The organism is Vibrio sp. 779(2023) (assembly GCF_033344285.1).
Lineage (GTDB): Bacteria > Pseudomonadota > Gammaproteobacteria > Enterobacterales > Vibrionaceae > Vibrio > Vibrio alginolyticus.
In genome coordinates this window covers 91,728-115,716 of record NZ_JAWPOM010000004.1, presented here as the reverse complement: position 1 = coordinate 115,716, position 23,989 = coordinate 91,728, and the positions used below count along the sequence as shown (strand labels likewise).

Here is a 23,989-nt window from a genome sequence, read left to right as displayed (position 1 = left end):
GATTTTGAGGATGCATATTTTCAAATTATTAGGTTATTACAATGAGTAAAAAATTCATTATCACTTGGGATGCAATGCAGACTTACTGCCGTGAACTGGCTGAAAAACAAATGCCAGCTGAGCAATGGAAAGGAATTTGGGCGGTAAGCCGCGGCGGTTTGGTTCCTGGCGCTATTTTGGCTCGTGAACTGGGTATTCGTTACGTTGATACAATCTGTATTTCAAGCTACGACCATGATCATCAGCGCGACATGACGGTACTAAAAGCACCTGAAGGTGATGGCGAAGGTTACCTAATCGTTGAAGACCTAGTAGACAGTGGTGATACAGCGCGCAAACTACGTGAGATGTATCCAAAAGCGAAAATGATCGCTGTGTGTGCGAAACCATCAGGCAAAGAGCTGCTGGATGATTACGTTGTAGATATTGCTCAAGACACTTGGATCGAGCAGCCTTGGGATATGTCAATCCAGTATGCTGAGCCAGTAAACCGCAAGCAAAAATAAGCGCGGTTAAAGAATATTGAGAAATGCCCCTTTATAGGGGCATTTTTTTTATTATGATATTAAATCATGCTAATAGCCTAGGGTTCTTCCTATGTCTGAAGACGTCAGTAAAAATCTTTCCGAAACTTTGTTCGTGAAACATAAGCAAGCAAAAGAAACCTCCGCGCTTACCCAGTACATGCCGACCAGTAAAAAAATACTTGATGAACGAGAAGCGCAAGGTGATCGTGCTTGGTATCGTCATTTGCGTCGCTTGCAATGGGCTTGGCAAGGATTGTCTCCGATCGAAATGGAAGGCGTACTGTCCAAAATTGCTTCATCTTCTCACTCGCGAACCAATGATGATTGGTTAGACACTGTAATGGGTTATCACAGTGGTAACTGGACATTTGAGTGGATCAAGCTTGGTATGGATCATCAGAAGCGAGCAAATGAAATGCAAGGAGAAGAGGCAGCGGATGAACTCTTCACTGCTTCTTTGTGTTTTAGTATTGCAGGCTACCCACATTTAAAAAATGACAATTTGGCATCGCAGGCTCAAGTACTGGCAAACAAAGCGTATTCTGACGGCGCAGAAAAAACTAAGTACACCATCAAGCAAATTGAAGTGCCTTACCAAAATCGCAAAATCATCGCGAACCTCCATTTACCAAGAACGGATAAACAGTTGCCTGTGGTCATGGTGAGCGCTGGTTTGGATACTCTACAAACCGACATGTGGCGTTTGTTCCGTAATCGTCTTGCACCGCGAGATATTGCGATGTTAACCGTGGACATGCCTTCGGTAGGGCATAGCTCTCATTGGCCCTTGACCGAGAATTCAAGTTGCCTACATCAAGCGGTATTGAATGAGCTTTACTCGCTACCTTGGGTTGATCATCACAAAGTGGGGTTAGTTGGGTTTCGTTTTGGTGGTAATGCCATGATCAGACTCTCTTTTGTCGAGCAGGAAAAGATCAAAGCTTGTGTCGCTCTAGGCGCACCCGTACATGATATTTTTACTTCCCCTCAGAAGTTACAAAAAATGCCGAAGATGTATTTAGACCTTTTGGCTTCCCGTTTGGGGAAAAATGCGGTTGATATTAATAGCATGGCTGGTCAGATGATGGCGTGGTCATTGAAGGTTCAGGGCTTCCTGAGCAGTCGAAAAACCAAAGTGCCTATTTTGGCTTTGAGTCTTGAAGGCGATCCAGTGTCGCCACACAGTGATAATCAACTTGTTGCTCTATTTAGCCAGTATGGTAGAGCGAAAAAAATCAGTTCCAAAACAATTACAAAAGGATATGAGCAATCCCTCGATTTAGCCATAAAGTGGCTAGAAGATGAATTATTAGGGTGACAATTCTCCTAAATTAGTTAAGAGTGATATATCTGAGCAAAAAATAAGCTCATGATAATTAAAAATAATAATCATTCTTGGGTGTTTACTTTTAACTATGAAAACGGAGATTCATATGTCAGAGACGACTCAGGGCCCGACTCACTTTCGCTTGATGTCAAAGTTGAAGGCGATAGGGCCTTACCTGCGCGAACCACAATCGCAAGAAGGGCGCTATTATTTTGATTGTTTATCTGTATGTGTAGACGACAAAAAATCGCCTGAGAAGCGTGAATTTTGGGGCTGGTGGATGGATTTGGAATCCATCGAGGGAGGCTTTACTGCTAAATATCATATTGGCAAGTACAACAAAGAAGGGCAATGGGTATCTGAAGCCCTTCCCAAAAAAGTAGTAGAGGAAGTGTATCTCACGCAGAGCACATTCCATCAAAAGCTGGTTGATACTTTAGAAGAACACTTCAAATTAGAAGTCGAATATCACACGGAGTCTTTCGATTTCGCTTAATTTGGTTGTTTTCATTTAATACCAAACAAAAAGGTGCGAAAACGCACCTTTTCTCTTGTTAATTCCCTATTTGATTGTTAAAACATCCTCTCTTTATTTGTTTTTCACTTCAGAAGACATCATGACAACGAATCAACAAAATGCAGTTGTTTCACAACCACAAACTGTCGTTGTGAAACTGGGTACAAGTGTGCTGACAGGCGGCACTCTGGCACTCGACCGTGCACACATGGTTGAGTTAGCACGCCAGTGTGCTGAGCTTAAAAAACAAGGCCATTCAATCGTAATGGTTTCGTCTGGTGCGATTGCAGCAGGCCGTGAGCATCTTGGTTACCCCGCATTGCCCAACGAGATGGCGAGTAAGCAGTTACTTGCCGCGGTGGGGCAGAGTCGCTTGATTCAAACATGGGAGTCTTTGTTTGGTATTTATGGTATCAAGATCGGCCAAATGCTACTAACCCGTGCCGATTTAGAAGATCGTGAGCGATTCCTTAACGCGCGTGACACTATTAATGCGCTCGTTGCGAACGATATTGTTCCTATCGTAAACGAAAATGATGCCGTTGCGACTAGCGAGATTAAAGTTGGCGATAACGACAACCTTTCCGCTTTGGTAGGCATTTTATGTGGTGCAGATAAGCTCTTGCTTTTAACTGACCAAAAAGGTCTGTTTACTGCTGACCCTCGTAAAGATCCGAACGCAGAGCTTATCAAGGAAGTAAAAACCATCGACGATACGCTGCGTAAAATCGCTGGTGGAAGCGGTACAACATTGGGTACTGGTGGTATGGCAACGAAGCTGCAAGCCGCAGACATCGCTCGCCGCGCAGGTATCGAGGTTATTATTGCTGCTGGTAGTGCGCCGAATGTTATCTTTGACTCTTTAAGTGCTGAACCTCAGGGCACGCGCTTCCTACCTTGCGCTGAAGCCTTAGAGAACCGTAAACGCTGGATTCTAGCGGGGCCTGCGGCATCGGGCGACATCGTTATTGATGATGGTGCAGTCAATGCTGTGGTTGGCAAGGGCAGTAGCCTACTTGCTAAAGGGGTCATCAAAGTTAGTGGTGACTTCGCACGAGGCGAAGTGGCGCGTGTAACAAACGCTCACGGTAAGTTGGTGGCTCGTGGCATCAGCGCCTACTCAAGTGATGACCTAACTAAAATTACGGGTAAGCACAGTAAAGATATCATCTCTATTTTGGGTCATGATTATGGCTCTGAGGTGATTCACCGCGATGATTTGGTCGTCATTCAGGAATAGAATTAGAGGGAAGCAAAGTGGATTTAACGAATATGGGTAAAGCTGCTAAAGATGCAGCTTTCGAATTAGCGACAGCGTCAACTGCGCAAAAGAACCAAGCATTAGCCATCATTGCTGATGAACTAGAAGCAAACTCTGCTGCTATTTTGGCGGCAAACGCTAAAGACATCGAACTTGGCCGTGAAGCGGGTTTAACCGATGCGCTGCTCGATCGCCTTTTGCTTAATGAAGAACGATTGACTGCAATTGCGAATGATGTTCGCAACGTCATTAGCTTGAACGATCCTGTAGGCAGCGAAATAGACAGTAAGGTACTGGAAAATGGGATGTCACTGTCTCGTCGTCGCGTGCCGCTTGGTGTCGTGGGCGTAATTTATGAAGCGCGTCCAAACGTAACCATTGATATCGCAGCGTTGTGCTTGAAAACCGGCAACGCAAGCATTTTACGTGGTGGCAAAGAGACCTTTTTCTCGAATATGGAATTAGTGAAGGTTATTCAGTCTGCGCTCGCAAAGGCGAACCTTCCAGCCGCTTCTGTGCAGTACATTGAAAAACCAGATCGTGAGCTTGTTTCTCAATTGCTTAAGTTGGACGATTACGTCGACATGATCATTCCACGCGGTGGTGCTGGCCTACACAAAATGTGTAAAGAAAACAGCACGATTCCGGTGATTATTGGTGGCTTTGGTATCAGCCATATCTTTGTCGACGAATCCGCTGATCTAGAGAAATCCCTGAATGTGGTTGAGAACTCTAAAGTTCAACGTCCATCTGCGTGTAACTCATTAGATACGCTGCTCGTGCATGAAAAAATTGCAGCGCAATTCCTACCAATGATCGTAGAGCGCATGAACGATAAAGTGACCTTCGTGATAGAGCCTAAGGCAAAAGCACTGATGGCTCAAGCAACACAAATTCGCGATGCTGTTGAAGGTGACTTTGATACGGAATGGTTGAGCTACACTCTTGGTGTAAAAGTTGTGTCTGATGTGAAAGATGCCATTGATCATATGCGTGTCCATAACGCGAGCCACTCAGATGCGATCATGACCAATAGTTTGGAAAACTCAGAACTGTTCATCAATTCTGTCGGTTCGGCGGCGGTTTATGTGAATGCTTCAACGCGCTTTACAGACGGTGCGCAATTTGGCCTTGGCGCAGAAGTCGCAGTATCTACGCAAAAGCTACATGCACGCGGTCCGATGGGCTTAGAAGAGCTAACTAGCTACAAGTGGGTTGGTAAAGCTAACTACTTAGCACGCAGTTAACACATTCGACGAGATCTTGAGTGAAAAAGGGGCCTTTGCGCCCCTTTTTGTTTTGTCTAACATACCAATTCCGCTACACTACATGAGCTTTTATTTCGGTTTGAAAGCGTTATACCCAAATAGCTTTAATAGAGTCCGTATAACCATGAACGCGTGGTTATCCGTGATTGCTCATGAGGTTATTTTGGTATAGATATGGAGGTGATATGCATTGTCCTTTTTGTTCCGAGAACGATACCAAAGTTATTGATTCCCGCTTAGTGGCTGATGGCCATCAAGTTCGACGTCGCCGTCAGTGCTTGGCGTGTAGCGAGCGTTTCACTACGTTTGAAAGCGCAGAGTTAGTGATGCCTAAAGTGATCAAATCGAATGGCAACCGTGAACCATTTGATGAAGATAAAATGGTCGGCGGTATTCAACGCGCTTTAGAGAAACGCCCAGTGAGTGCCGATTCTATAGAATTAGCGATCAGTATGATCAAATCACAACTGCGTGCGACGGGTGAGCGAGAGGTTCCGAGTGAAATGATTGGTAATTTAGTCATGGACCAGCTCAAAGAGCTCGATAAGGTGGCTTACATTCGTTTTGCTTCGGTTTACCGCAGCTTTGAAGATATTCGCGAGTTTGGCGAAGAGATTGCCCGCCTAGAAGACTGAGTAGCTCATGACTCAACACACTCCTGAAAGAGCGTTTTCTGATTTAGATTTCGCCATGATGTCACGAGCTATTAAGTTAGCGAAACGTGGCATTTACACCACCGCCCCTAATCCAAATGTAGGGTGTGTCATCGTTCGTGATGAAGAAATTGTCGGTGAAGGCTATCACCATCGTGCTGGTGAGCCGCATGCCGAAGTGCACGCGATGCGCATGGCGGGTGAAAAAACAGTTGGTGCAACCGCTTATGTGACGCTAGAACCTTGCTCTCATTACGGCCGTACACCGCCATGTGCCGAAGGGCTGATTAAAGCCAAAGTGGCACGTGTGGTTTGCGCCATGGTAGACCCAAACCCGAAAGTTGCAGGTCGCGGCATCCAGATGTTACGTGATGCCGGAATTGAAGTACAAATCGGCTTGTTAGAGCAAGATGCCCTTGCCCTTAACCCTGGTTTTATAAAGTACATGCGTACAGGCATGCCGTTTGTTCAATTAAAAATGGCAGCCAGTTTGGATGGGCAAAGCGCACTCAGTAATGGTCAGAGCCAATGGATCACCTCCCCAGCGGCCCGCCAAGATGTGCAGCGTTATCGAGCGATAAGTGGTGGCATTCTTTCTACTAGCAAAACGGTGATTGATGATAATGCATCACTCAATGTGCGCTGGGATGACTTACCTAAAAGTGTTCAAGCGCAGTATTTACAAGAAGAGCTTCGTCAACCAGTACGTGTAATCTTAGACCGTCAGAACCATTTAACTGATGCGCTCAAGCTGTTCCATACCGATGGAGAACGAGTTATTGTTCGCTCTGATGGAGACTGTATCCCTCTATTGGACAGCGCTGACCAAATTGACTTATCAACGACATTAAAGCGTATCTCTGATGAGCACCATATCAATCACTTATGGGTTGAAGCTGGAGCTACGCTAGCGAGTGCGATGATAAAGGCTAATCTTGTAGATGAGCTCATTGTTTACCTTGCGCCAAAACTCATGGGCAGCGATGGTCGGGGGCTTATCGGTGCTTTAGGGTTAAGCGCTATGGCTGACGTCATTGATTTAAACATTACAGACGTTCGTATGGTTGGGGTAGACATTCGCATCACGGCCACCATAAAACGTAATGAAATTAGATAAGAAATAGTATGTTTACAGGAATAGTAGAAGCAGTTGGCAAGTTAGCTGCGATTACGCCGAAGGGCGAAGACATCACCGTCACGGTTGAAACGGGTACGCTTGATATGTCAGACGTTAAGTTAGGCGATAGCATTGCGACCAACGGTGTTTGCTTAACGGTAGTTGACTTCGGAAGCCACTATTACAGTGCTGATCTGTCATTAGAAACCTTGAAGAAAACTGGGTTTGCTGAATACCAAGTAGGCGATAAGGTGAATCTAGAAAAAGCCATGTTGCCAACAACGCGATTGGGTGGACATATCGTTTCTGGCCATGTCGATGGGGTTGGTGAAATTGTCGAACGCAATTCAGTTGGCCGTGCGATAGAGTTTTGGGTTGCAATGCCTGCGGAAATTAGCAAGTACGTTGCAGAGAAAGGCTCGATTACTGTTGATGGTATTAGCCTAACCGTCAACGACTTACGTAAAAATGCTTTTAAGCTGACGATCGTTCCTCATACGAGTGAAGAAACTACGATTGACCAGTTTCAAGTGGGGCGCAAAGTCAACTTAGAAGTTGATGTACTTGCGCGTTATATGGAGCGTTTACTGCAAGGACAACAAGAAGATAAGGCCGAGTCTCGTATCACGATGGACTTTTTACAGCAAAACGGTTTTGCATAAGTCTTGGGAGTGGCTGCGTGAGGCATGCGATAAAGAGCAGACTCACAGAACACCGCGAGATTCATTGACTTGCTTGATGCAAAGCTCAAACTATTGACCTAACTAGCATTCACTGCAACGTAATTTTTCATTGCTGTCGCAATAACAAATTTAGAATAACGGGATAACAGACTATGCCAATCAGTACGCCACAAGAAATTATTGATGATATTCGCGCAGGCAAAATGGTCATCCTAATGGATGATGAAGACCGCGAGAATGAAGGTGACTTGATCATGGCTGCCGAGCATATTACGCCGGAAGCCATCAACTTTATGGCAACCTATGGCCGTGGCCTGATTTGTTTAACCATGACCAAAGATCGTTGCGAAAGTCTAGGTCTGCCACCAATGGTGCAAGACAATAATGCGCAATACACCACCAACTTTACTGTTTCGATTGAGGCAGCAGAAGGGGTAACGACTGGTATTTCAGCCGCAGATCGCGCACGTACCGTTCAAGCAGCAGTCGCGCCAAACGCTAAAGCTGCGGATTTGGTGCAGCCTGGTCACATCTTCCCTCTCGCAGCTCAAGACGGCGGTGTACTGACTCGCGCAGGTCACACTGAAGCTGGCTGTGATTTGGCTCGTCTTGCTGGTTTAGAGCCAGCATCGGTGATTGTTGAGATCTTAAATGACGACGGCACGATGGCTCGTCGCCCAGATCTAGAGATCTTTGCAGAGAAGCACGGTATTAAATTGGGCACTATTGCCGACCTAATTGAGTATCGCAATAACACTGAGACAACGATTGAACGTGTGGCAGAGTGCAAGTTACCGACAGAGTTTGGCGAGTTCACGTTAGTCACGTACAAAGACACCATTGATAACCAAGTGCACTACGCAATGTGCAAGGGCGATTTGAAAGAAAAAGCGCCACTGGTTCGCGTTCATCTTCAAGACGTTTTTACCGACTTACTACGTAGCGATCGTAATGCAGAGCGCAGCTGGACACTAGATAAGGCAATGAAACGCATTGGTGAAGAGGGCGGTGTACTGGTTGTTCTTGGCCATGAAGAATCGACCGATCTACTTATTCATCGCGTGAAGATGTTCGAAGCGCAAGACAAAGGTGAAGCACCAACGCTTGCTAAAAAACAAGGCACGTCTCGCCGTGTTGGCGTTGGTTCACAGATTCTTGCGGATCTCGGTGTACATGATATGCGTCTTCTGTCATCGACCAACAAAAAGTACCACGCGTTAGGTGGTTTTGGTCTGAACGTTGTTGAGTACGTCTGCGAGTAACAACCGAACAATAAGTTCCTAGTCTTTGACGTGCTTAACTCGTCAATGGCTAGGAGCCAGTGATTTGCCTCCAATTTCCATTAGATATTGCTCACAAATTTGTGCTAGAATCCGGCGATTCTCACTTGATGAACATATTTCACTTATAAATAGAGTTAAAGGAAAGCTTATGAAAGTGATCGAGGGTGGCTTCCCAGCGCCAAATGCAAAAATTGCTATCGTTATTTCTCGTTTCAACAGTTTTATTAACGAAAGCCTACTTTCTGGTGCGATCGATACACTAAAGCGTCACGGACAAGTAAGCGAAGACAACATCACGGTTGTGCGTTGTCCAGGTGCCGTAGAACTACCTCTAGTAGCTCAGCGTGTTGCTAAAACTGGCAAATTCGACGCTATTGTTTCTCTAGGGTCTGTTATTCGCGGTGGAACGCCTCACTTTGACTATGTTTGTAGTGAAATGAACAAAGGTCTAGCACAAGTGTCTATGGAATTCAGCATTCCAGTAGCATTTGGTGTTTTGACTGTTGATACGATCGATCAAGCGATTGAACGCGCAGGAACCAAGGCTGGTAATAAAGGTGCAGAGGCTGCACTAAGCGCACTTGAAATGATTAATGTACTATCTGAAATTGATTCCTAATGGGGGCCAGTGTGAAACCAGCCGCACGTCGTAACGCACGTCAATTCGCTCTACAGGCGATCTACTCATGGCAAATTACTAAAGAGAATGTTGCCAAGATTGAAGAACAGTTTTTGTCTGGCGACAAATACGATGAAGAAGAACTTCATGCATCTGAGCCAGCGCTTGCTGCTCCAGAGACAGACGTAGCTTACTTCCGTGAACTATTAAGCGGTGTTGTACTTAGCCACGCTGAGCTAGATAGCAAAATTCGTCCATACATCTCTCGTCCTATGCAGGATTTAGATATGATGGAACTTGCTCTTCTTCGCCTTGCTATGTACGAGATGACTCGTCGCGAAGATGTTCCTTACAAAGTTGTTATCAATGAAGCGATTGAACTTGCAAAAGTTTTCGCAGCAGAAGATAGCCACAAGTTTGTGAATGGTGTACTTGATAAAGCAGCACCTCACATTCGTAAGAAATAACGATTTCTTCAATGAAAAGGTCAGCACATGCTGACCTTTTTTGTATCAAAAGCTTTTACATCAAAAAGTAAGTGAATTATGTCTGGTGAATTTAATCTGATAGACAAATACTTCGTCGGTCGTCAGAGCCAACGTAAAGATGTCCATCTAGCCGCTGGTGATGATTGCGCTTTGGTCAAAGCGCCAGCTAATGTTCAGATTGCGATTAGCACGGATACATTGGTAGCTGGAACGCATTTCTTAGCCGACGCGAACCCAGCATGGGTCGCACACAAAGCATTGGCTTCTAACATCAGTGATTTGGCGGCGATGGGCGCAACGCCTGCGTGGGTGAGCTTTGCATTAACGATGCCTGAGCCAGATGAAGAATGGCTTGCACCTTTCTGTGATGCATTTTTCGAACTGGCTGATTACTATGGTATTCAGTTAATAGGCGGTGATACCACCAAAGGCCCATTGTGTCTGACACTGACGGTGCAAGGTTTTGTACCTGAAGACAAAGCGCTCACGCGATCCGGCGCCAAGCCTGGGGATTGGGTATACGTAACGGGAAACCTTGGCGATGCAAAAGCTGGCTTGGATGTGATTCTAGATGACTCTCTGCGCAGTAGAGCCGGCGCGGAAGCACTAGAGCGAGCTCATTACCTTAGTTCTCCGCGTGTGCTTGCTGGACAAGCTCTTGTTGGCTTAGCCTCTTCGGCGATAGATATTTCAGATGGTTTAATCTCTGATATTAAGCACATTTTACAGCGATCTCAGGTTGGGGTGAGTATTGATGTCTCTCAGCTACCGATCTCTTCAGAATTAGTCCAGTTTTTAGATGATAAGATCAGCGCGCAGCAGTATGCTTTAGCAAGTGGCGAAGAATACGAGTTGTGTTTTACCGTGCCGGAGCAAAATCGAGGCTCGTTACAAAGCGCTTTATCTCATACTGGCTGTAAGGTCACATGTATTGGTCAAATCCGACCAAATGGAACCTTCGAGCTGCATGATAACAATCAACCACTTGATTGGGACTTAAGTGGCTTCGACCACTTTAAATGATCTGAGCTAAGCTCTAGCCAAGAGCCTGTTACTATTGAGTAACTCGCAGGCATGACGATTGAAACCAAACTAGCAGTATAGGTTTAAGGATATGACCAACCCTCTTTCTCTGATTTCATTAAAGAACCCGTGGCATCTATTGGCGACGGGTTTTGGCAGTGGATTATCCCCGTTTATCCCTGGAACAATGGGCACACTGGCGGCCGTGCCTCTCTTTTTGTTGTTGGCACAATTACCATTTGCGGCGTATGTCATTGTTGTTCTGATTTCGTGTGTGATCGGCATTCAAATATGCCAAGTGACCTCTGCAGACATGAAAGTACATGATCATGGTTCAATCGTATGGGATGAGTTTGCAGGCTTTTGGATTACGATGAGCATTGTACCTGCACTGAATATTCCACTCACTGAATGGAAGTGGTTGATCACTGGCTTCATCTTATTTCGTTTTTTCGATATGGTAAAACCTTGGCCAATTGGGTGGCTAGATAAGCGAGTTCACGGTGGGCTGGGTATTATGGTTGATGATATCGTAGCGGGAATTATGGCTGGTGTTGCCCTGTTTCTAGTCGCAAAATATGCGGGCTGGATGAATTAAACGATGAACTAAACACTGGACGTAAAAAAGGGATGCCATGAGCATCCCTTTTTACATGCTATTTTGCTAAATAATCCAAGATGGATTTTTCAATTCCTTTTGCATCGAGACCAAGCTCTTCATGCAGTTCATCTTGTGTTCCCTGATGAATAAACTCATCTGGTAAACCTAGGTTCAACACAGGTTTAATGATTTTATCTTTCATCATGAACTCAACGACACCAGCACCAGCACCACCCGCGATAACATTTTCTTCTAACGTCACGAGCACGTCATGATCTGCGGCTAATTGACGAATTAATGCTTCATCGAGCGGCTTCACAAAGCGCATATCAGCAACAGTGGCGTTAAGGTATTCTGCCGCTTCTAGCGCGTTACCCAAGAAAGTACCAAAGTTCAGAATAGCAACTTTTTCACCTTGGCGAACCATGCGCCCTTTACCGATTTCTAACGCTGTAAACTCAGTTTCGATTTCTACGCCCATGCCGCTACCACGAGGGTATCGAACCGCACTCGGGCCAGCATGTTTATGGCCAGTGTAAAGCATTTGTCGGCACTCGTTTTCGTCGCTTGGCGCCATGATCACCATGTTCGGAATACAGCGCATAAAGCTCAAATCGAACGCACCTTGGTGAGTTTGACCATCTGCGCCAACGAGACCTGCGCGGTCGATCGCAAACATCACTGGTAAGTCCATGATCGCGATGTCGTGGATCAATTGGTCATAACCACGTTGCAAGAAAGTCGAATAGATAGCAACGATTGGATGATCGCCCGCAATTGCCATGCCTGTTGCCAGTGTCACAGCGTGCTGCTCAGCAATCGCCACATCAAAGTATTGGTCTGGGTACTCTTTTGAGAAACGCACCATACCTGATCCTTCGCGCATTGCTGGCGTAATTGCCATTAGCTTAGGATCTTGGGCCGCCATGTCACATAAAAAGTCACCGAAGATCTTTGAGTAAGTTGGCTTACCGCCACTGCTCTTCGGCAGACAATTATGCGTTGGATCGAATTTAGGAACACCATGGTAGCCGATAGGATCTTTCTCGGCAGGCTCATAACCTTTGCCTTTCTTGGTCATGATGTGTAGGAATTGAGGGCCTTTGAGCTCACGCATGTTTTTTAGCGTTTTGACGAGTTCATTGACGTCGTGTCCATCAATCGGGCCAATGTAATTAAAGCCGAACTCTTCGAACAGAGTACCAGGCACTACCATGCCTTTGAGGTGTTCTTCCGTACGGCGAACCAACTCTTTAATAGGTGGAACACCAGACAACACTTTTTTACCGCCTTCACGGATAGAAGTGTACAAGCTGCCAGAAAGTACTTTCGCAAGGTGGTTATTCAGGGCGCCGACGTTTTCTGAAATCGACATTTCGTTGTCGTTCAAAATCACCAACATATCAGGATGAACGTCGCCAGCGTGGTTCATGGCTTCGAATGCCATGCCTGCTGTAATTGCGCCATCGCCAATCACACTGACAATTTTACGGCCTTTGCCTTCTTTTTGTGCGCTGATGGCCATGCCAAGGCCTGCACTGATAGATGTCGAAGAGTGACCGACAGACAAAGTGTCATATTCACTTTCTTCACGCCAAGGGAAAGGGTGTAGACCATCCTTTTGGCGAATTGTTGGCATTTTATCGCGACGTCCGGTGAGGATTTTGTGCGGGTAAGCCTGATGACCAACATCCCAGATCAATTTGTCGATAGGGGTGTTGTAAACATAATGCAGAGCGACAGTTAGCTCTACGGTGCCTAAGCCAGACGCTAAGTGTCCGCTAGATTGGCTCACTGAATTTAGCAGATACGTTCGCAGTTCATCACACAGATTTGGTAATGTTTCTTTCGGAAGAAGACGTAATTCTTCCGGTGTATTTGCTAACGCCAGTGTTGGGTACTTTGAAATATCAAGAGTCATATAAATGCGCGCTTATAGTGTTAATTTTTGCGCTCGATGACATATCGGGCGAACTCTTCGAGTAACTGAGTATTGTATGGGATAGCTTCCAATGCTTGAAGTGCTTCCTGTAACAGAGTGTGAGCTTTCTCTATGGCTCCCTCTAAACCCAGCAGGGAAGGATAAGTGCTCTTATTCAGACCTTGGTCGGAACCTTGAGGCTTACCCAGTGTTTCTGTGTCACTGATGATATCAAGAATATCGTCTTGAACCTGAAACGCCAAACCAATTGCTTTTGAGTAGCGCTCCAAGTGAGGTAGAACCTCGATACCTTTCTCACCAGCAGCTAATGCACCTAATTTTACCGCACAATCAATCAGAGCTCCGGTTTTTTTACGGTGTATCTCTTCCATTTCTTCAAGAGAAACTAGGCGATTTTCCGCGCCTAAATCTAAGGCTTGCCCTACACACATGCCGCTGGCACCAGAGGAATGCGCTAAGGCTTTGATCATGTTGATGCGTTGAGCTTCAGCCGCCGGGCTTAATTGACCATCAGCAATAATAGTGAAGGCAAGAGTTTGTAGTGCGTCACCTGTCAGTATTGCGGTTGCTTCATCAAACTTAATATGACAAGTTGGTTGACCTCGACGCAGTTCATCATCGTCCATGGCTGGCAGATCATCATGAATGAGTGAGTAGGCATGTATACATTCGATAGCAGCGGCGGGGGTGTCTAAGTCTTCAGGTTTACAGCCGAGCATTTGACCTGTGATGTAAACAAGAAAAGGGCGAACGCGTTTTCCACCTAGCAAAAGGCCGTATTTCATTGCTTGAATCAATGGCTGCTCTTGATATGGAAGCTGATCGAGCCACAAATTCAATTGCTGATTGTTTCTTTGTTGAAAAGACGTCAATGTCTGTTGCATCACATTGCTCACTACTGATTGTTATTCTGAATCTGGTTTGAAGTCACTCAGTGGTGCTTCATCATCTTCACTAAGAAGAATGCTCACGCGCTGTTCGGCGTCGCTTAATTTAGTTTGGCCTGCACGAGCTAAGGCAATGCCTCGTTCAAACTTACGCAGGGCATCATCTAGAGCAAGATCGCCATTTTCTAATTGATCAACCAAGCTATCAAGCTCTTCAATGGTTGCTTCAAAGGTCATGTTTTCTGGTTTCTTGACCGCCATCTTTTTTCTGCCTTAATCAAGCCTCGGGTAAGATGCACGAAAGTTACCTTAGCCTAGTAACTTGGTCAAATTTAACCTTATATAATTGTCACAAAATTAGCGTTCAACGAGTCTAAGCGGTGAAACCCCATATTTTGGTTGAGGTTGTTAAGTGTAATTTGTGATCCATTAGCTAAGATTTTTCTAAAAATTCTGCGCGAGTTGTCGATACAGGTAATAATCCGCCCAATGGCAGTATTTGAGTATAGCGTGAGGAGTGCTTTGTGGATTTAGCAACCCTATTAGGTTTGATTGGTGGTTTTGCATTCGTCATTATGGCGATGGTGCTTGGTGGCAGCATCGGCATGTTTGTCGATGTCACGTCGATCCTTATTGTCGTTGGTGGCTCAATATTCGTAGTGTTGATGAAGTTCACAATGGGACAGTTTTTTGGTGCGACAAAGATTGCTGGCAAAGCCTTCATGTTTAAAGCGGATGAACCCGAAGACCTGATCGCAAAAATTGTGGAAATGGCCGACGCGGCGCGTAAAGGTGGTTTTCTTGCTCTTGAAGAGATGGAAATAAACAACACATTCATGCAGAAAGGCATTGATCTACTGGTTGATGGCCATGATGCCGACGTTGTGAGAGCGGCACTCAAAAAAGACATCGCGCTTACAGATGAACGACATACGCAAGGTACTGGTGTATTTCGCGCCTTTGGCGACGTTGCTCCTGCGATGGGAATGATTGGTACCTTGGTTGGTCTTGTTGCGATGCTTTCAAACATGGATGACCCTAAAGCGATTGGACCAGCAATGGCCGTTGCACTCTTGACCACATTGTATGGCGCGATCCTGTCCAATATGGTGTTTTTCCCTATTGCGGATAAGCTTTCTCTTCGCCGTGACCAAGAAACGCTAAATCGCCGTTTGATCATGGATGGCGTATTAGCGATTCAAGATGGCCAAAACCCGCGAGTGATCGATAGTTACTTGAAGAACTACCTCAATGAAGGTAAACGTGCCCTTGAGATTGACGAGTAACTTGGAGAGTCGTGATGGATGATGAAGATAACAAATGCGATTGTCCGCCACCTGGCCTCCCGTTATGGATGGGGACATTTGCAGATTTGATGTCGCTACTGATGTGTTTCTTTGTTCTTCTGCTCTCGTTTTCTGAGATGGATGTACTGAAGTTCAAACAAATTGCAGGATCAATGAAATTTGCCTTCGGTGTGCAAAATCAGCTTGAAGTGAAAGACATTCCCAAAGGCACTAGCATTATTGCCCAAGAGTTTCGACCGGGTCGGCCGGAACCAACTCCGATTGATGTCATCATGCAGCAAACCATGGACATCACTCAGCAGACGCTCGAATTTCATGAAGGGGAGTCTGATCGAGCTGGTGGCACAAAACGTGATGAAGGCAAGTTAACGGGTGGGCAATCGCCAGAAACGTCAACTCAAAACAATGAATCTGCCGAAGCGGACATGCAGCAACAGCAATCTAAAGAGATGTCGCAAGAGATGGAAACCTTGATGGAAAGCATCAAGAAAGCCTTAGAGCGAGAGATTGAACAAGGCGCCATTGAAGTTGAAAACCTCGGTCAGCAGATTGTTATACGTATGCGTGAAAAAGGTGCATTCCCAGAAGGTTCGGCCTTCTTGCAGCCTAAGTTTCGTCCTTTAGTTCGTCAGATTGCAGAGCTAGTAAAAGACGTGCCAGGCATTGTGCGAGTATCTGGCCATACAGACAATCGACCGCTAGACTCGGAACTTTATCGTTCTAACTGGGATCTCTCTTCTCAGCGTGCAGTATCAGTCGCGCAAGAGATGGAGAAAGTGAGAGGCTTCTCTCATCAACGTTTAAGAGTACGAGGCATGGCGGATACGGAACCCTTGTTACCGAATGATTCTGATGAAAATCGCGCGCTTAACCGACGGGTTGAAATCAGCATTATGCAAGGCGAGCCTCTCTACAGTGAAGAAGTGCCGGTAATTCAATAACTAGGCTTTAGTTTTAAGTCAGTAAAGAGATAAGAAAGCGAGCAGATTGCTCGCTTTTTTTGTTTTTCCAATCCGCTTGGGTGTATAATCTTGCGCCTTAAAAGTGAGCTCAGACTACTTTTTGTGACTGAAACGCGGTTTTACTGCGTATGAAGTATTGAAGTTGAGTGTCACTCTTTGTTGATTGCGAAACTAACCTGCGAATTAGACTATGAAATTTATTGTAAAGCCCCATCCAGAAATTTTTGTAAAAAGTGAATCTGTGCGTAAGCGCTTCACAAAGATTTTAGAGTGCAACATTCGTAACATCATTAAGAGCCGCACGGAGTCTGTCGCGGTATTTAACCGTCGTGATCACATTGAAGTGACCTCTGAGAGTAACGAATTCCACGCTGAAGTTCTTGAGGTTTTGACTCATACACCAGGCATTCACCACGTACTGGAAGTGAAGCAAACTGAATTTAAAGACTTGCACGATATCTTCGAGCAAGTGCTAGAACTCAACCGTGCTGCACTCGAAAATAAAACCTTTGTTGTACGTGCGAAGCGTCGCGGCAAGCATGACTTTACCTCTATTGAACTAGAGCGTTATGTAGGCGGTGGTTTAAATCAAGCGATTGAAAGCGCTAGTGTTAAGCTACGAAACCCAGACGTGACGATCAAGGTAGAAGTCTCGAACGACAAGCTAAACCAAGTATTGTCTCGTCATAAAGGCCTAGGTGGTTTCCCACTGGGTACGCAAGAAGACGTGTTAAGCCTGATCTCGGGTGGTTTCGACTCTGGTGTTTCAAGCTATCTTCATATCAAGCGTGGTTCAAAAGTACATTACTGCTTCTTTAACTTAGGTGGTCCAGCACACGAAATCGGCGTTAAACAGGTTTCTCACTACCTATGGAACAAATACGGTTCTTCAGCAAAAGTACGTTTTATCTCAGTTGATTTCGAGCCTGTGGTTGCGGAAATTCTAGAGAAAGTCGATGACGGCCAAATGGGCGTGATCTTGAAGCGTATGTTTATGCGTGCAGCAGGCATGATCGCCCAGAAGATGAAGATCGAAGCATTGGTAACAGGTGAAGCGCTAGGTCAAGTATCGAGCCAAACGTTAACCAATCTACGCCACATCGATAACATAACTGACACGCTGATTCTGCGTCCACTTATCAACTGGGATAAAGAAGACATCATCAATCTAGCACGTGAAATCGGCACAGAAGATTTCGCAAAGACAATGCCAGAATACTGTGGTGTTATCTCTAAGAAGCCAACCGTGAAAGCGGTGAAAGGCAAGCTAGAAGCTGAAGAAGAGAAATTCGACTTTAGTATCCTTGAGCAAGTGGTTCAAGAAGCTCGCATGATGGACATTCGTGATATCGCGAAAGAGTCTGAGCAAGCCGCACCAGAAGTAGAGCAAGTTCAAGCGGTAGAAGAGCACGCGGTTGTGCTAGATATTCGTAGTCCTGAAGAGGAAGACGATAACCCACTTGAAATCGAAGGTGTGGATGTGAAACATATCCCTTTCTACAAGCTGGGTACACAGTTTGGTGACTTAGACCAGTCTAAGACATACCTACTTTACTGTGACCGTGGTGTGATGAGCCGTCTGCAAGCGCTTTACTTGCAAGAGCAAGGCTTCAGCAACGTAAAAGTTTACCGTCCATAGCTGACTGATAAAATACGTTAAAAGGCGCAAATTGAGACATCAATTTGCGCCTTTTTTGTTTTTGATCGCGTTACAGACAACCATTACTTAGCATAATGTTGAGGCTTATCGCAAAGCCATACACTTTGTGTTGATATAACGATAATTAATCCGAAAGAAGAGTAATAAAGTGATATTGCTGCCAGATATGCGGATGAGATTTTTGATAGATAAAAAAACACCGCCTAATTTAGGCGGTGTAACAAATTTGACAGACAGGTCAAAAATAAATACAGGAAGTATATGTTTTGTCACAGGGAGTGTGGACAAAACATTATGGTAGAAATCTACCTAACTCGAAATACGAGTTTGCAAACACAACATCGCAACAACGAAGCCAATTGATTTCCAAAGAAATCAAGCCGTTCAGGCCCGTGTTGCGGGGTGAAATATAGAATTTATCTGGCTGTTCGACAACGGACATTTTATAATGTTTCAGATTAAAAAAACTAATCCTATTAGAGGTCCCATATGTCTCGCAGATTGCCTCCATTAAATTCGCTTCGAGTCTTCGAAGCGGCTGCTCGTCATCTCAGTTTTACACGAGCAGCAGAAGAGTTATTTGTTACTCAAGCCGCGGTCAGTCACCAGATTAAAGCGCTTGAAGAGTTTCTATCATTGAAGCTCTTCCGTCGACGTAATCGTTCTTTGTTGTTAACAGAAGAAGGCCAAAGTTACTTTCTCGATATCAAAGATATTTTCACCTCGATTGCGGAAGCGACAGATAAGGTGTTGGAACGTAGCGAAAAAGGGGCATTGACGATTAGCCTACCGCCGAGTTTTGCTATCCAATGGCTTGTACCTCGTTTGGCCGATTTTAATGCTCAAGAGCCCGATATCGATGTTCGTATTAAAGCCGTAGATATGGATGAAGGCTCACTGACCGATGATGTTGATGTGGCGATCTACTATGGCCGTGGGAACTGGCCAGGTTTGCGAGCAGATAAATTGTATCAAGAGTTTTTGATCCCACTTTGTTCACCTTCATTACTTTTGGGTAACAAACCATTAGAATCTTTAAGTGACCTCAAATTACATACTTTGTTACACGATACTTCGCGTAAAGACTGGAAGCAGTTTGCTCGTCATTACAACATTGAAGGCATCAACGTAAACCACGGCCCTATTTTTAGTCACTCAACGATGGTGCTACAGGCTGCTGCGCACGGTCAGGGGGTCGCGCTCGGTAACAACGTACTCGCCAAACCTGAAATGGAAGCCGGACGACTCATTGCACCATTCGACGAGGTGTTGATATCTAAGAATGCATTCTATGTGGTGTGTCATGAACAGCAGGCAGATATGGGCCGAATCGCAACGTTTAGAGACTGGATGTTAGCAACCGCGAGAAAAGAACAAGAGGAAGTATTGGATGAATCACTGGATAGCTGAGGGGCCTGAAAACGGACCGCTGTTTATTTTTGCTCACGGCGCAGGTGCGGGGATGGAGCATGACTTCATGACAGCTGTCGCCAAAGGATTAGTGGAGCAAGGTATTCGTGTAGTGCGTTTTAATTTCCCTTACATGGTGAAACGTTCGGAAGATGGCAAAAAGCGTCCGCCCGATCGCGCGCCAAAGTTGCTCGAAGCATACAGCGAAGTGATCGCTCACTTTACTTCTTCTCCCGTGGTTATTGGTGGTAAGTCAATGGGCGGTCGTATGTCGAGCTTGTTGGCTGAAAATGAGCTGGTGGCGGGCATTGCCTGTTTAGGGTTTCCATTTCACCCGCCAGGAAAGCCAGAGAAATACAAAGGCGAGCACTTAGCAACCATTGAGAAACCTACGCTGATTCTGCAAGGGGAACGAGACACCTTTGGTAAGCGTGAGGAATTCGATGATTTCGTCCTTTCGTCACAAGTAACGGTGAGCTTTTTACCTGATGGTGACCACAGCTTCAAACCGCGCAAGATCTCAGGTCATACTGAAGTGGGTAACATTGCACTCGCGATAGAGCAGTTAGCGGCGTTTATAAAAGAGGTGTACAGTGAAAAGTAAGTGGTTACTCTCATTCTCTGGATTGTCTGGGCTGATTTCGGTCGCTCTTGGAGCATTTGCTGCTCATGGGCTAAAAGCGACACTGGCCCCTTATTTGCTCGGTGTATTTGAGACCGGAGTTCTGTATCAATTTATTCACACGTTGGCGATTGTGTTTTGTGCCATTCTGCTTCTGCTCAATTTGGGACAAAAAGCGCAAAAATATTTTTTCATTGCGGCGATTTGCTTTATTATCGGCATCTTTTGTTTTAGCGGCAGTCTTTACGCGCTGGCGCTGACGGGCATTAAGTGGTTTGGGCCAATTACTCCTGTGGGAGGATTACTGTTCATGATTGGTTGGTGTCTGTTCTTTTTTGCTGCGTTCAATATCAAAGAGGTCTCCAAGTGAAACAACTAATGCTCTATTGCCGTTCTGGCTTTGAGAAAGAGTGTGCTGGTGAAATTCAGGACAAAGCGACACAGTTGGAAGTGTATGGCTTCCCTCGTGTGAAGAGAAACTCAGGTTATGTTGTCTTCGAGTGTTACCAAGATGGAGATGCCGACAAACTTGCGAGAGGTTTAGACTTTAAGTCTTTAATTTTTGCTCGACAAATGTTTGCGGTAGCAGCTGAGTTTCAATCGTTGCCAAGTGATGACCGCATTAGTCCAATTTTGAATGAACTAGCAGACATTGAAGCATTCCCTCGTTGTGGTGATTTGAGAATTGAAACGCCAGATACAAATGAAGCGAAAGAGCTACTGAAATTCTGCCGTAAGTTTACCGTCCCAATGCGTCAAGCGTTGCGCGGCAAAGGCTTAATGCTGAACAAAGATAACGCGAAAAAACCAGTACTGCACATTTGCTTTGTTGAGCCTGGCCACTGTTACGTTGGTTACTCTTACACTGACAACAACTCACAGTTCTTCATGGGTATCCCTCGCCTTAAATTCCCAGCAGACGCTCCAAGTCGTTCAACACTTAAACTGGAAGAAGCATTTCATGTCTTTATTCCACGTGAAGAGTGGGATGAGCGTTTGGCACCAGGTATGTGGGGTGTGGATTTAGGTGCATGTCCAGGCGGTTGGACGTACCAATTAGTGAAGCGCTCAATGTTCGTTCACTGCGTTGATAACGGCATGATGGCAGACAGTTTGATGGAAACTGGCCAGATCAAGCACCATATGGTGGATGGTTTTAAGTTCGAACCAGACCGCAAGAACGTAACATGGATTGTTTGTGACATGGTGGAAAAGCCAGCTCGTGTTGCTCACCTGATGGGACAGTGGCTGTTAAAAGGTTGGGCAAAAGAGGCCATCTTTAACCTTAAGCTGCCAATGAAAGGGCGTTATGACGAAGTGCTGCAAGACCTTGAAAATCTGAAGCAGTTCCTCATTGATAATAAGGTAAAGTTCAAGCTACAAGCTAAACATTTGTATCATGATCGTGAAGAGATCACGATTCATATCCAATGTCTGTCGAATATTTCACCTTACTAACTTTATTCCCCGAGTCTTTTGGGAATAGTGATTAGAATAGAAAAAGCGCCTTCAAATGGCGCTTTTTTAATATCTGCCGGATTTCATGGTGTGAAACTACCATCGGGCACTACTTCGCTTTGTTTGGCCCTACAAAGCGAATATCTTGCAAGTTAAAGCCTAGTTCGATATCGCACTTTAAAGCGGCGACGCGTTTACATAAACGAGCAGATTCAATGTGCTCATCCAATTTTTTACGGTATTTCGGTACGAGATCTTCACTAGCGTAGGCTGCTTCAATACTCTCAAACTGAGTGAGAATCTCTTTCGCTGCTTTCGGGCCAATTCCAGGTACGCCCGGAACCTGGCTAGAGCTTATCCCTGTTAATCCCCAGTAATCCGCTAGTTGACTTGGTTTTACGCCGAACTCTTTTTCGAGAAATGGTTCATCTAACCAACGGTGTTGGAAATAATCACGGATTTGTAGGGTAGGGGAAAGTAGCTGGCAGTAACCTTTGTCAGTCGAAACGATGGTGACTTTTTCACCATGGCTGGCCACTTTCGTTGCGAGTGTAGCAACCAAATCATCTGCTTCATCGCCTTCAGACAGCAATGAATCAATACCTTGCTCCCACCACGCTTGTTGAATCGCATCTAACCCTTGCAGTAGTGGCTGAGGCATTGGTTTTCGGTTTTGCTTATAGTCAGGGAGAATTTCAGCGCGCCAACCTCTGTCTTGTTCGTGGTGATCAAAAACTGCGATGATGTGTGTCGGGTTGGCCTCTGACAGAATGCGAGTGAGGGTTCTTTGCGTTGTGGTTATGGTTCTTGCTATGTCGGTTGGATCTGGTTGTGCTGAGTGCACTCGGCGGATCAGGTTTAGGGCATCAATGATAACAAGATGAATAGACATAATGACTTAGCAATAAAAAAGGGGCGTAATGCCCCTAGTGTAACGAATGCTAGCCTGACTATCGACCACCAATTTCCGGGTGAGCGATTCGATAACACGGTTCGTAGTCTGAACCGCCAGGTAATTTCATTCGGTGCTGTTCGACAAAGTCTTTTAGCAACTTATCGAGTTTTTTCATGAGGACTGCGTCGCCATGAATGGTGAAAGGCCCTCTACGTTCTATTTCTCGAATGCCTTCAGCCTTTACGTTACCTGCCACTATGCCAGAGAAGGCTTGACGCAAGTTGGCCGCTAAAACTTGCGGTTCTTGATCTAGGCTTAAATCCAATTGTTCCATCGACTCATGAGTAGGCTCGAATGGCAGTTGGAAGTTTGGCTCAATTTTCAATGACCAGTTAAAGCTGTACGCATCGCCTTTCTCTTTTCGGTGAAGGCGTACCGAGTCCATGGAGCGTTTCATAATACGAGCGACTTCTGCCGGGTCGTCAATGATGATCTCGTAGTGCTTTTGCCCTTCCTCACCAAGTGTGTCGCGAATGAACTCATCAATAGAGCGGAAGTACTCTTCACTCTCTTTTGGTCCTGTTAATACGATAGGCATTGGTTGATCGGCGTTATCCGGGTGCATCATGATGCCAAGAATGTACAGTAGCTCTTCCGCTGTGCCCGGGCCTCCTGGGAAAATAACGATACCATGAGCCATACGGACGAAAGCTTCCAAGCGCTTTTCGATGTCGGGCATGATGACCAGTTCATTTACTATTGGGTTTGGTGGCTCGGCAGCAATAATCGAGGGTTCGGTTAAACCAAGATAACGTTGCTGAGTATAACGTTGCTTTGCGTGCCCAATTGCTGCACCTTTCATCGGCCCTTCCATTGCACCAGGGCCGCAACCTGTACAGATGTTAAGTTCACGCAGACCCAGTTCGTTACCCACTTCACGTGTGTACTGATACTCCACTCCATTGATAGAGTGACCACCCCAACATACGACAAGATTCGGTGCGATACCTGGAGTTAATGCTCTGGCATTACGAAGAATGCCGAACACGAGGTTCGTAATGTGAATTGGGTTAGTAAGGTTGAGCCGCTGGGCGTCTGCCAAATGCATGTTTACGTAAACGATATCACGCAATACGGAGAACAGATGTTCTTGGATACCTTTAATTATTTCGCCGTCAACAAAAGCGTGCTCTGGCGGATTAGTCAGCTCAAGCTTAATACCACGCTCACGACGCACGACGTTGACATCAAACGATTGGTATTTATCGAGCAGTTCTTTCGAGTTATCGGTATGGCTACCGGAGTTCAACACCGCTAATGTGCAATTACGGTACAGCTGATAAAGTTCACTCGAGGCTGTGTTCTTTAAGCGCTCTACTTCTAGTTGAGATAGCAAGTCCATGCTACCAGCGGGGCTTATATGGGTAATCATAACGCCTCCTTGTGTTGCATTAATTTGAGGGAAAGTACCAACTTACC

25 protein-coding genes are annotated in these 23,989 nt (G+C 45.5%); 20 read left to right on the top strand and 5 right to left on the bottom strand.

Features of this window, described 5'->3' with window-relative positions; all coding sequences use genetic code 11:
• Window positions 1–41: 41 nt before the first annotated feature.
• The 13 genes from tet(34) to pgpA all read left to right on the top strand — a co-directional run bounded on the left by tet(34) (window position 42) and on the right by pgpA (window position 11,364).
• Window positions 42–506 carry an oxytetracycline resistance phosphoribosyltransferase domain-containing protein Tet(34) gene (gene tet(34) / locus R8O70_RS07670; RefSeq protein WP_005381590.1) on the top strand — a complete coding sequence of 155 codons (465 nt, stop codon included), beginning with the start codon at window positions 42–44 and terminating at the stop codon, window positions 504–506.
• Window positions 507–597: 91 nt separating this feature from the next.
• Window positions 598–1,845, top strand: a complete 1,248-nt coding sequence (frsA, locus tag R8O70_RS07665; RefSeq protein WP_005381586.1) for an esterase FrsA — start codon at window positions 598–600, stop codon at window positions 1,843–1,845.
• Between the two features lie 115 nt (window positions 1,846–1,960).
• Window positions 1,961–2,350 carry a sigma factor-binding protein Crl gene (crl, locus tag R8O70_RS07660; protein WP_005381584.1) on the top strand — a complete coding sequence of 130 codons (390 nt, stop codon included), beginning with the start codon at window positions 1,961–1,963 and terminating at the stop codon, window positions 2,348–2,350.
• Window positions 2,351–2,471: 121 nt separating this feature from the next.
• Entirely contained in the window at window positions 2,472–3,611 is a 1,140-nt protein-coding gene (gene proB, locus R8O70_RS07655; RefSeq protein ID WP_005383771.1) for a glutamate 5-kinase, read from the top strand.
• Window positions 3,612–3,628: 17 nt separating this feature from the next.
• Entirely contained in the window at window positions 3,629–4,879 is a 1,251-nt protein-coding gene (locus R8O70_RS07650; RefSeq protein WP_213965672.1) for a glutamate-5-semialdehyde dehydrogenase, read from the top strand.
• Between the two features lie 206 nt (window positions 4,880–5,085).
• The gene (gene nrdR, locus R8O70_RS07645) at window positions 5,086–5,535 is read left to right on the top strand and encodes a transcriptional regulator NrdR (protein WP_005381578.1); all 450 of its coding nucleotides are present in this window, start codon (window positions 5,086–5,088) and stop codon (window positions 5,533–5,535) included.
• 7 nt (window positions 5,536–5,542) lie between these two features.
• Window positions 5,543–6,670 (top strand): bifunctional diaminohydroxyphosphoribosylaminopyrimidine deaminase/5-amino-6-(5-phosphoribosylamino)uracil reductase RibD, encoded by a 1,128-nt coding sequence (gene ribD, locus R8O70_RS07640; protein ID WP_182016573.1) that lies wholly within the window; start codon window positions 5,543–5,545, stop codon window positions 6,668–6,670.
• An 8-nt stretch (window positions 6,671–6,678) separates the two neighbouring features.
• A complete protein-coding gene (locus tag R8O70_RS07635) occupies window positions 6,679–7,332 on the top strand; it encodes a riboflavin synthase (protein WP_005381574.1) in 654 nt (217 codons plus the stop codon).
• Window positions 7,333–7,505: 173 nt separating this feature from the next.
• Entirely contained in the window at window positions 7,506–8,615 is a 1,110-nt protein-coding gene (gene ribBA, locus R8O70_RS07630; protein WP_005381573.1) for a bifunctional 3,4-dihydroxy-2-butanone-4-phosphate synthase/GTP cyclohydrolase II, read from the top strand.
• A gap of 169 nt (window positions 8,616–8,784) precedes the next feature.
• Window positions 8,785–9,255, top strand: a complete 471-nt coding sequence (ribE, locus tag R8O70_RS07625) for a 6,7-dimethyl-8-ribityllumazine synthase (protein WP_005381572.1) — start codon at window positions 8,785–8,787, stop codon at window positions 9,253–9,255.
• On the top strand, window positions 9,255–9,722 hold the full coding sequence (nusB, locus tag R8O70_RS07620; protein WP_005381571.1) for a transcription antitermination factor NusB: 468 nt from the start codon (window positions 9,255–9,257) through the stop codon (window positions 9,720–9,722). Before ribE ends, nusB begins: the two co-directional genes overlap by 1 nt.
• A gap of 78 nt (window positions 9,723–9,800) precedes the next feature.
• Window positions 9,801–10,766 (top strand): thiamine-phosphate kinase, encoded by a 966-nt coding sequence (gene thiL / locus R8O70_RS07615; protein ID WP_005381570.1) that lies wholly within the window; start codon window positions 9,801–9,803, stop codon window positions 10,764–10,766.
• 91 nt (window positions 10,767–10,857) lie between these two features.
• A complete protein-coding gene (gene pgpA / locus R8O70_RS07610) occupies window positions 10,858–11,364 on the top strand; it encodes a phosphatidylglycerophosphatase A (protein ID WP_206954183.1) in 507 nt (168 codons plus the stop codon).
• A 58-nt stretch (window positions 11,365–11,422) separates the two neighbouring features.
• On the opposite strand, the gene dxs is transcribed toward pgpA, so the two are convergent.
• Genes dxs through xseB form a run of 3 tightly spaced genes read right to left on the bottom strand, consistent with a single transcriptional unit; the run spans window position 11,423 to window position 14,457 of the window.
• Window positions 11,423–13,288: a 1-deoxy-D-xylulose-5-phosphate synthase gene (gene dxs / locus R8O70_RS07605; RefSeq protein WP_138940416.1), complete on the bottom strand. Its 1,866-nt coding sequence runs from the start codon at window positions 13,286–13,288 to the stop codon at window positions 11,423–11,425.
• Window positions 13,289–13,308: 20 nt separating this feature from the next.
• Entirely contained in the window at window positions 13,309–14,193 is an 885-nt protein-coding gene (ispA, locus tag R8O70_RS07600) for a (2E,6E)-farnesyl diphosphate synthase (RefSeq protein ID WP_065274231.1), read from the bottom strand.
• Between the two features lie 21 nt (window positions 14,194–14,214).
• On the bottom strand, window positions 14,215–14,457 hold the full coding sequence (gene xseB, locus R8O70_RS07595; protein ID WP_005381566.1) for an exodeoxyribonuclease VII small subunit: 243 nt from the start codon (window positions 14,455–14,457) through the stop codon (window positions 14,215–14,217).
• A 263-nt stretch (window positions 14,458–14,720) separates the two neighbouring features.
• Here xseB and pomA point away from each other — a divergent pair, with 263 nt between their 5' ends.
• The 7 genes from pomA (at window position 14,721) to rlmM (ending at window position 21,615) form a co-directional block, all read left to right on the top strand.
• On the top strand, window positions 14,721–15,482 hold the full coding sequence (gene pomA, locus R8O70_RS07590) for a flagellar motor protein PomA (RefSeq protein ID WP_005381564.1): 762 nt from the start codon (window positions 14,721–14,723) through the stop codon (window positions 15,480–15,482).
• A gap of 14 nt (window positions 15,483–15,496) precedes the next feature.
• Window positions 15,497–16,444, top strand: a complete 948-nt coding sequence (locus R8O70_RS07585) for a flagellar motor protein MotB (RefSeq protein ID WP_042521210.1) — start codon at window positions 15,497–15,499, stop codon at window positions 16,442–16,444.
• A 211-nt stretch (window positions 16,445–16,655) separates the two neighbouring features.
• Window positions 16,656–18,104: a tRNA uracil 4-sulfurtransferase ThiI gene (gene thiI / locus R8O70_RS07580; protein WP_318184113.1), complete on the top strand. Its 1,449-nt coding sequence runs from the start codon at window positions 16,656–16,658 to the stop codon at window positions 18,102–18,104.
• Between the two features lie 510 nt (window positions 18,105–18,614).
• Entirely contained in the window at window positions 18,615–19,535 is a 921-nt protein-coding gene (locus tag R8O70_RS07575; protein WP_005383616.1) for a transcriptional regulator GcvA, read from the top strand.
• The gene (locus R8O70_RS07570; protein ID WP_005383614.1) at window positions 19,516–20,139 is read left to right on the top strand and encodes an alpha/beta fold hydrolase; all 624 of its coding nucleotides are present in this window, start codon (window positions 19,516–19,518) and stop codon (window positions 20,137–20,139) included. Before R8O70_RS07575 ends, R8O70_RS07570 begins: the two co-directional genes overlap by 20 nt.
• Entirely contained in the window at window positions 20,129–20,527 is a 399-nt protein-coding gene (locus R8O70_RS07565) for a DUF423 domain-containing protein (RefSeq protein ID WP_025768894.1), read from the top strand. The genes R8O70_RS07570 and R8O70_RS07565 overlap by 11 nt, the downstream gene beginning before the upstream one ends.
• Window positions 20,524–21,615 carry a 23S rRNA (cytidine(2498)-2'-O)-methyltransferase RlmM gene (gene rlmM, locus R8O70_RS07560; protein ID WP_017820611.1) on the top strand — a complete coding sequence of 364 codons (1,092 nt, stop codon included), beginning with the start codon at window positions 20,524–20,526 and terminating at the stop codon, window positions 21,613–21,615. The genes R8O70_RS07565 and rlmM overlap by 4 nt, the downstream gene beginning before the upstream one ends.
• 109 nt (window positions 21,616–21,724) lie before the next feature.
• On the opposite strand, the gene xni is transcribed toward rlmM, so the two are convergent.
• A complete protein-coding gene (xni, locus tag R8O70_RS07555) occupies window positions 21,725–22,507 on the bottom strand; it encodes a flap endonuclease Xni (protein ID WP_213961141.1) in 783 nt (260 codons plus the stop codon).
• Between the two features lie 58 nt (window positions 22,508–22,565).
• A complete protein-coding gene (ppnN, locus tag R8O70_RS07550) occupies window positions 22,566–23,942 on the bottom strand; it encodes a nucleotide 5'-monophosphate nucleosidase PpnN (RefSeq protein ID WP_005383611.1) in 1,377 nt (458 codons plus the stop codon).
• Window positions 23,943–23,989: the final 47 nt, after the last annotated feature.

Bases quoted from the DNA above. Each gene is read 5' to 3' on its own strand.
- dxs (WP_138940416.1), bottom strand. From the start codon at position 13,288: ATGACTCTTGATATTTCAAAGTACCCAACACTGGCGTTAGCAAATACA.
- proB (WP_005383771.1), top strand. From the start codon at position 2,472: ATGACAACGAATCAACAAAATGCAGTTGTTTCACAACCACAAACTGTC.
- xseB (WP_005381566.1), bottom strand. From the start codon at position 14,457: ATGGCGGTCAAGAAACCAGAAAACATGACCTTTGAAGCAACCATTGAA.
- thiL (WP_005381570.1), top strand. From the start codon at position 9,801: ATGTCTGGTGAATTTAATCTGATAGACAAATACTTCGTCGGTCGTCAG.
- R8O70_RS07635 (WP_005381574.1), top strand. From the start codon at position 6,679: ATGTTTACAGGAATAGTAGAAGCAGTTGGCAAGTTAGCTGCGATTACG.
- ppnN (WP_005383611.1), bottom strand. From the start codon at position 23,942: ATGATTACCCATATAAGCCCCGCTGGTAGCATGGACTTGCTATCTCAA.
- ribD (WP_182016573.1), top strand. From the start codon at position 5,543: ATGACTCAACACACTCCTGAAAGAGCGTTTTCTGATTTAGATTTCGCC.
- R8O70_RS07575 (WP_005383616.1), top strand. From the start codon at position 18,615: ATGTCTCGCAGATTGCCTCCATTAAATTCGCTTCGAGTCTTCGAAGCG.
- R8O70_RS07585 (WP_042521210.1), top strand. From the start codon at position 15,497: ATGGATGATGAAGATAACAAATGCGATTGTCCGCCACCTGGCCTCCCG.
- ribE (WP_005381572.1), top strand. From the start codon at position 8,785: ATGAAAGTGATCGAGGGTGGCTTCCCAGCGCCAAATGCAAAAATTGCT.
- ispA (WP_065274231.1), bottom strand. From the start codon at position 14,193: ATGCAACAGACATTGACGTCTTTTCAACAAAGAAACAATCAGCAATTG.
- ribBA (WP_005381573.1), top strand. From the start codon at position 7,506: ATGCCAATCAGTACGCCACAAGAAATTATTGATGATATTCGCGCAGGC.
- R8O70_RS07570 (WP_005383614.1), top strand. From the start codon at position 19,516: ATGAATCACTGGATAGCTGAGGGGCCTGAAAACGGACCGCTGTTTATT.
- pgpA (WP_206954183.1), top strand. From the start codon at position 10,858: ATGACCAACCCTCTTTCTCTGATTTCATTAAAGAACCCGTGGCATCTA.
- xni (WP_213961141.1), bottom strand. From the start codon at position 22,507: ATGTCTATTCATCTTGTTATCATTGATGCCCTAAACCTGATCCGCCGA.
- nusB (WP_005381571.1), top strand. From the start codon at position 9,255: ATGGGGGCCAGTGTGAAACCAGCCGCACGTCGTAACGCACGTCAATTC.
- frsA (WP_005381586.1), top strand. From the start codon at position 598: ATGTCTGAAGACGTCAGTAAAAATCTTTCCGAAACTTTGTTCGTGAAA.
- crl (WP_005381584.1), top strand. From the start codon at position 1,961: ATGTCAGAGACGACTCAGGGCCCGACTCACTTTCGCTTGATGTCAAAG.
- thiI (WP_318184113.1), top strand. From the start codon at position 16,656: ATGAAATTTATTGTAAAGCCCCATCCAGAAATTTTTGTAAAAAGTGAA.
- nrdR (WP_005381578.1), top strand. From the start codon at position 5,086: ATGCATTGTCCTTTTTGTTCCGAGAACGATACCAAAGTTATTGATTCC.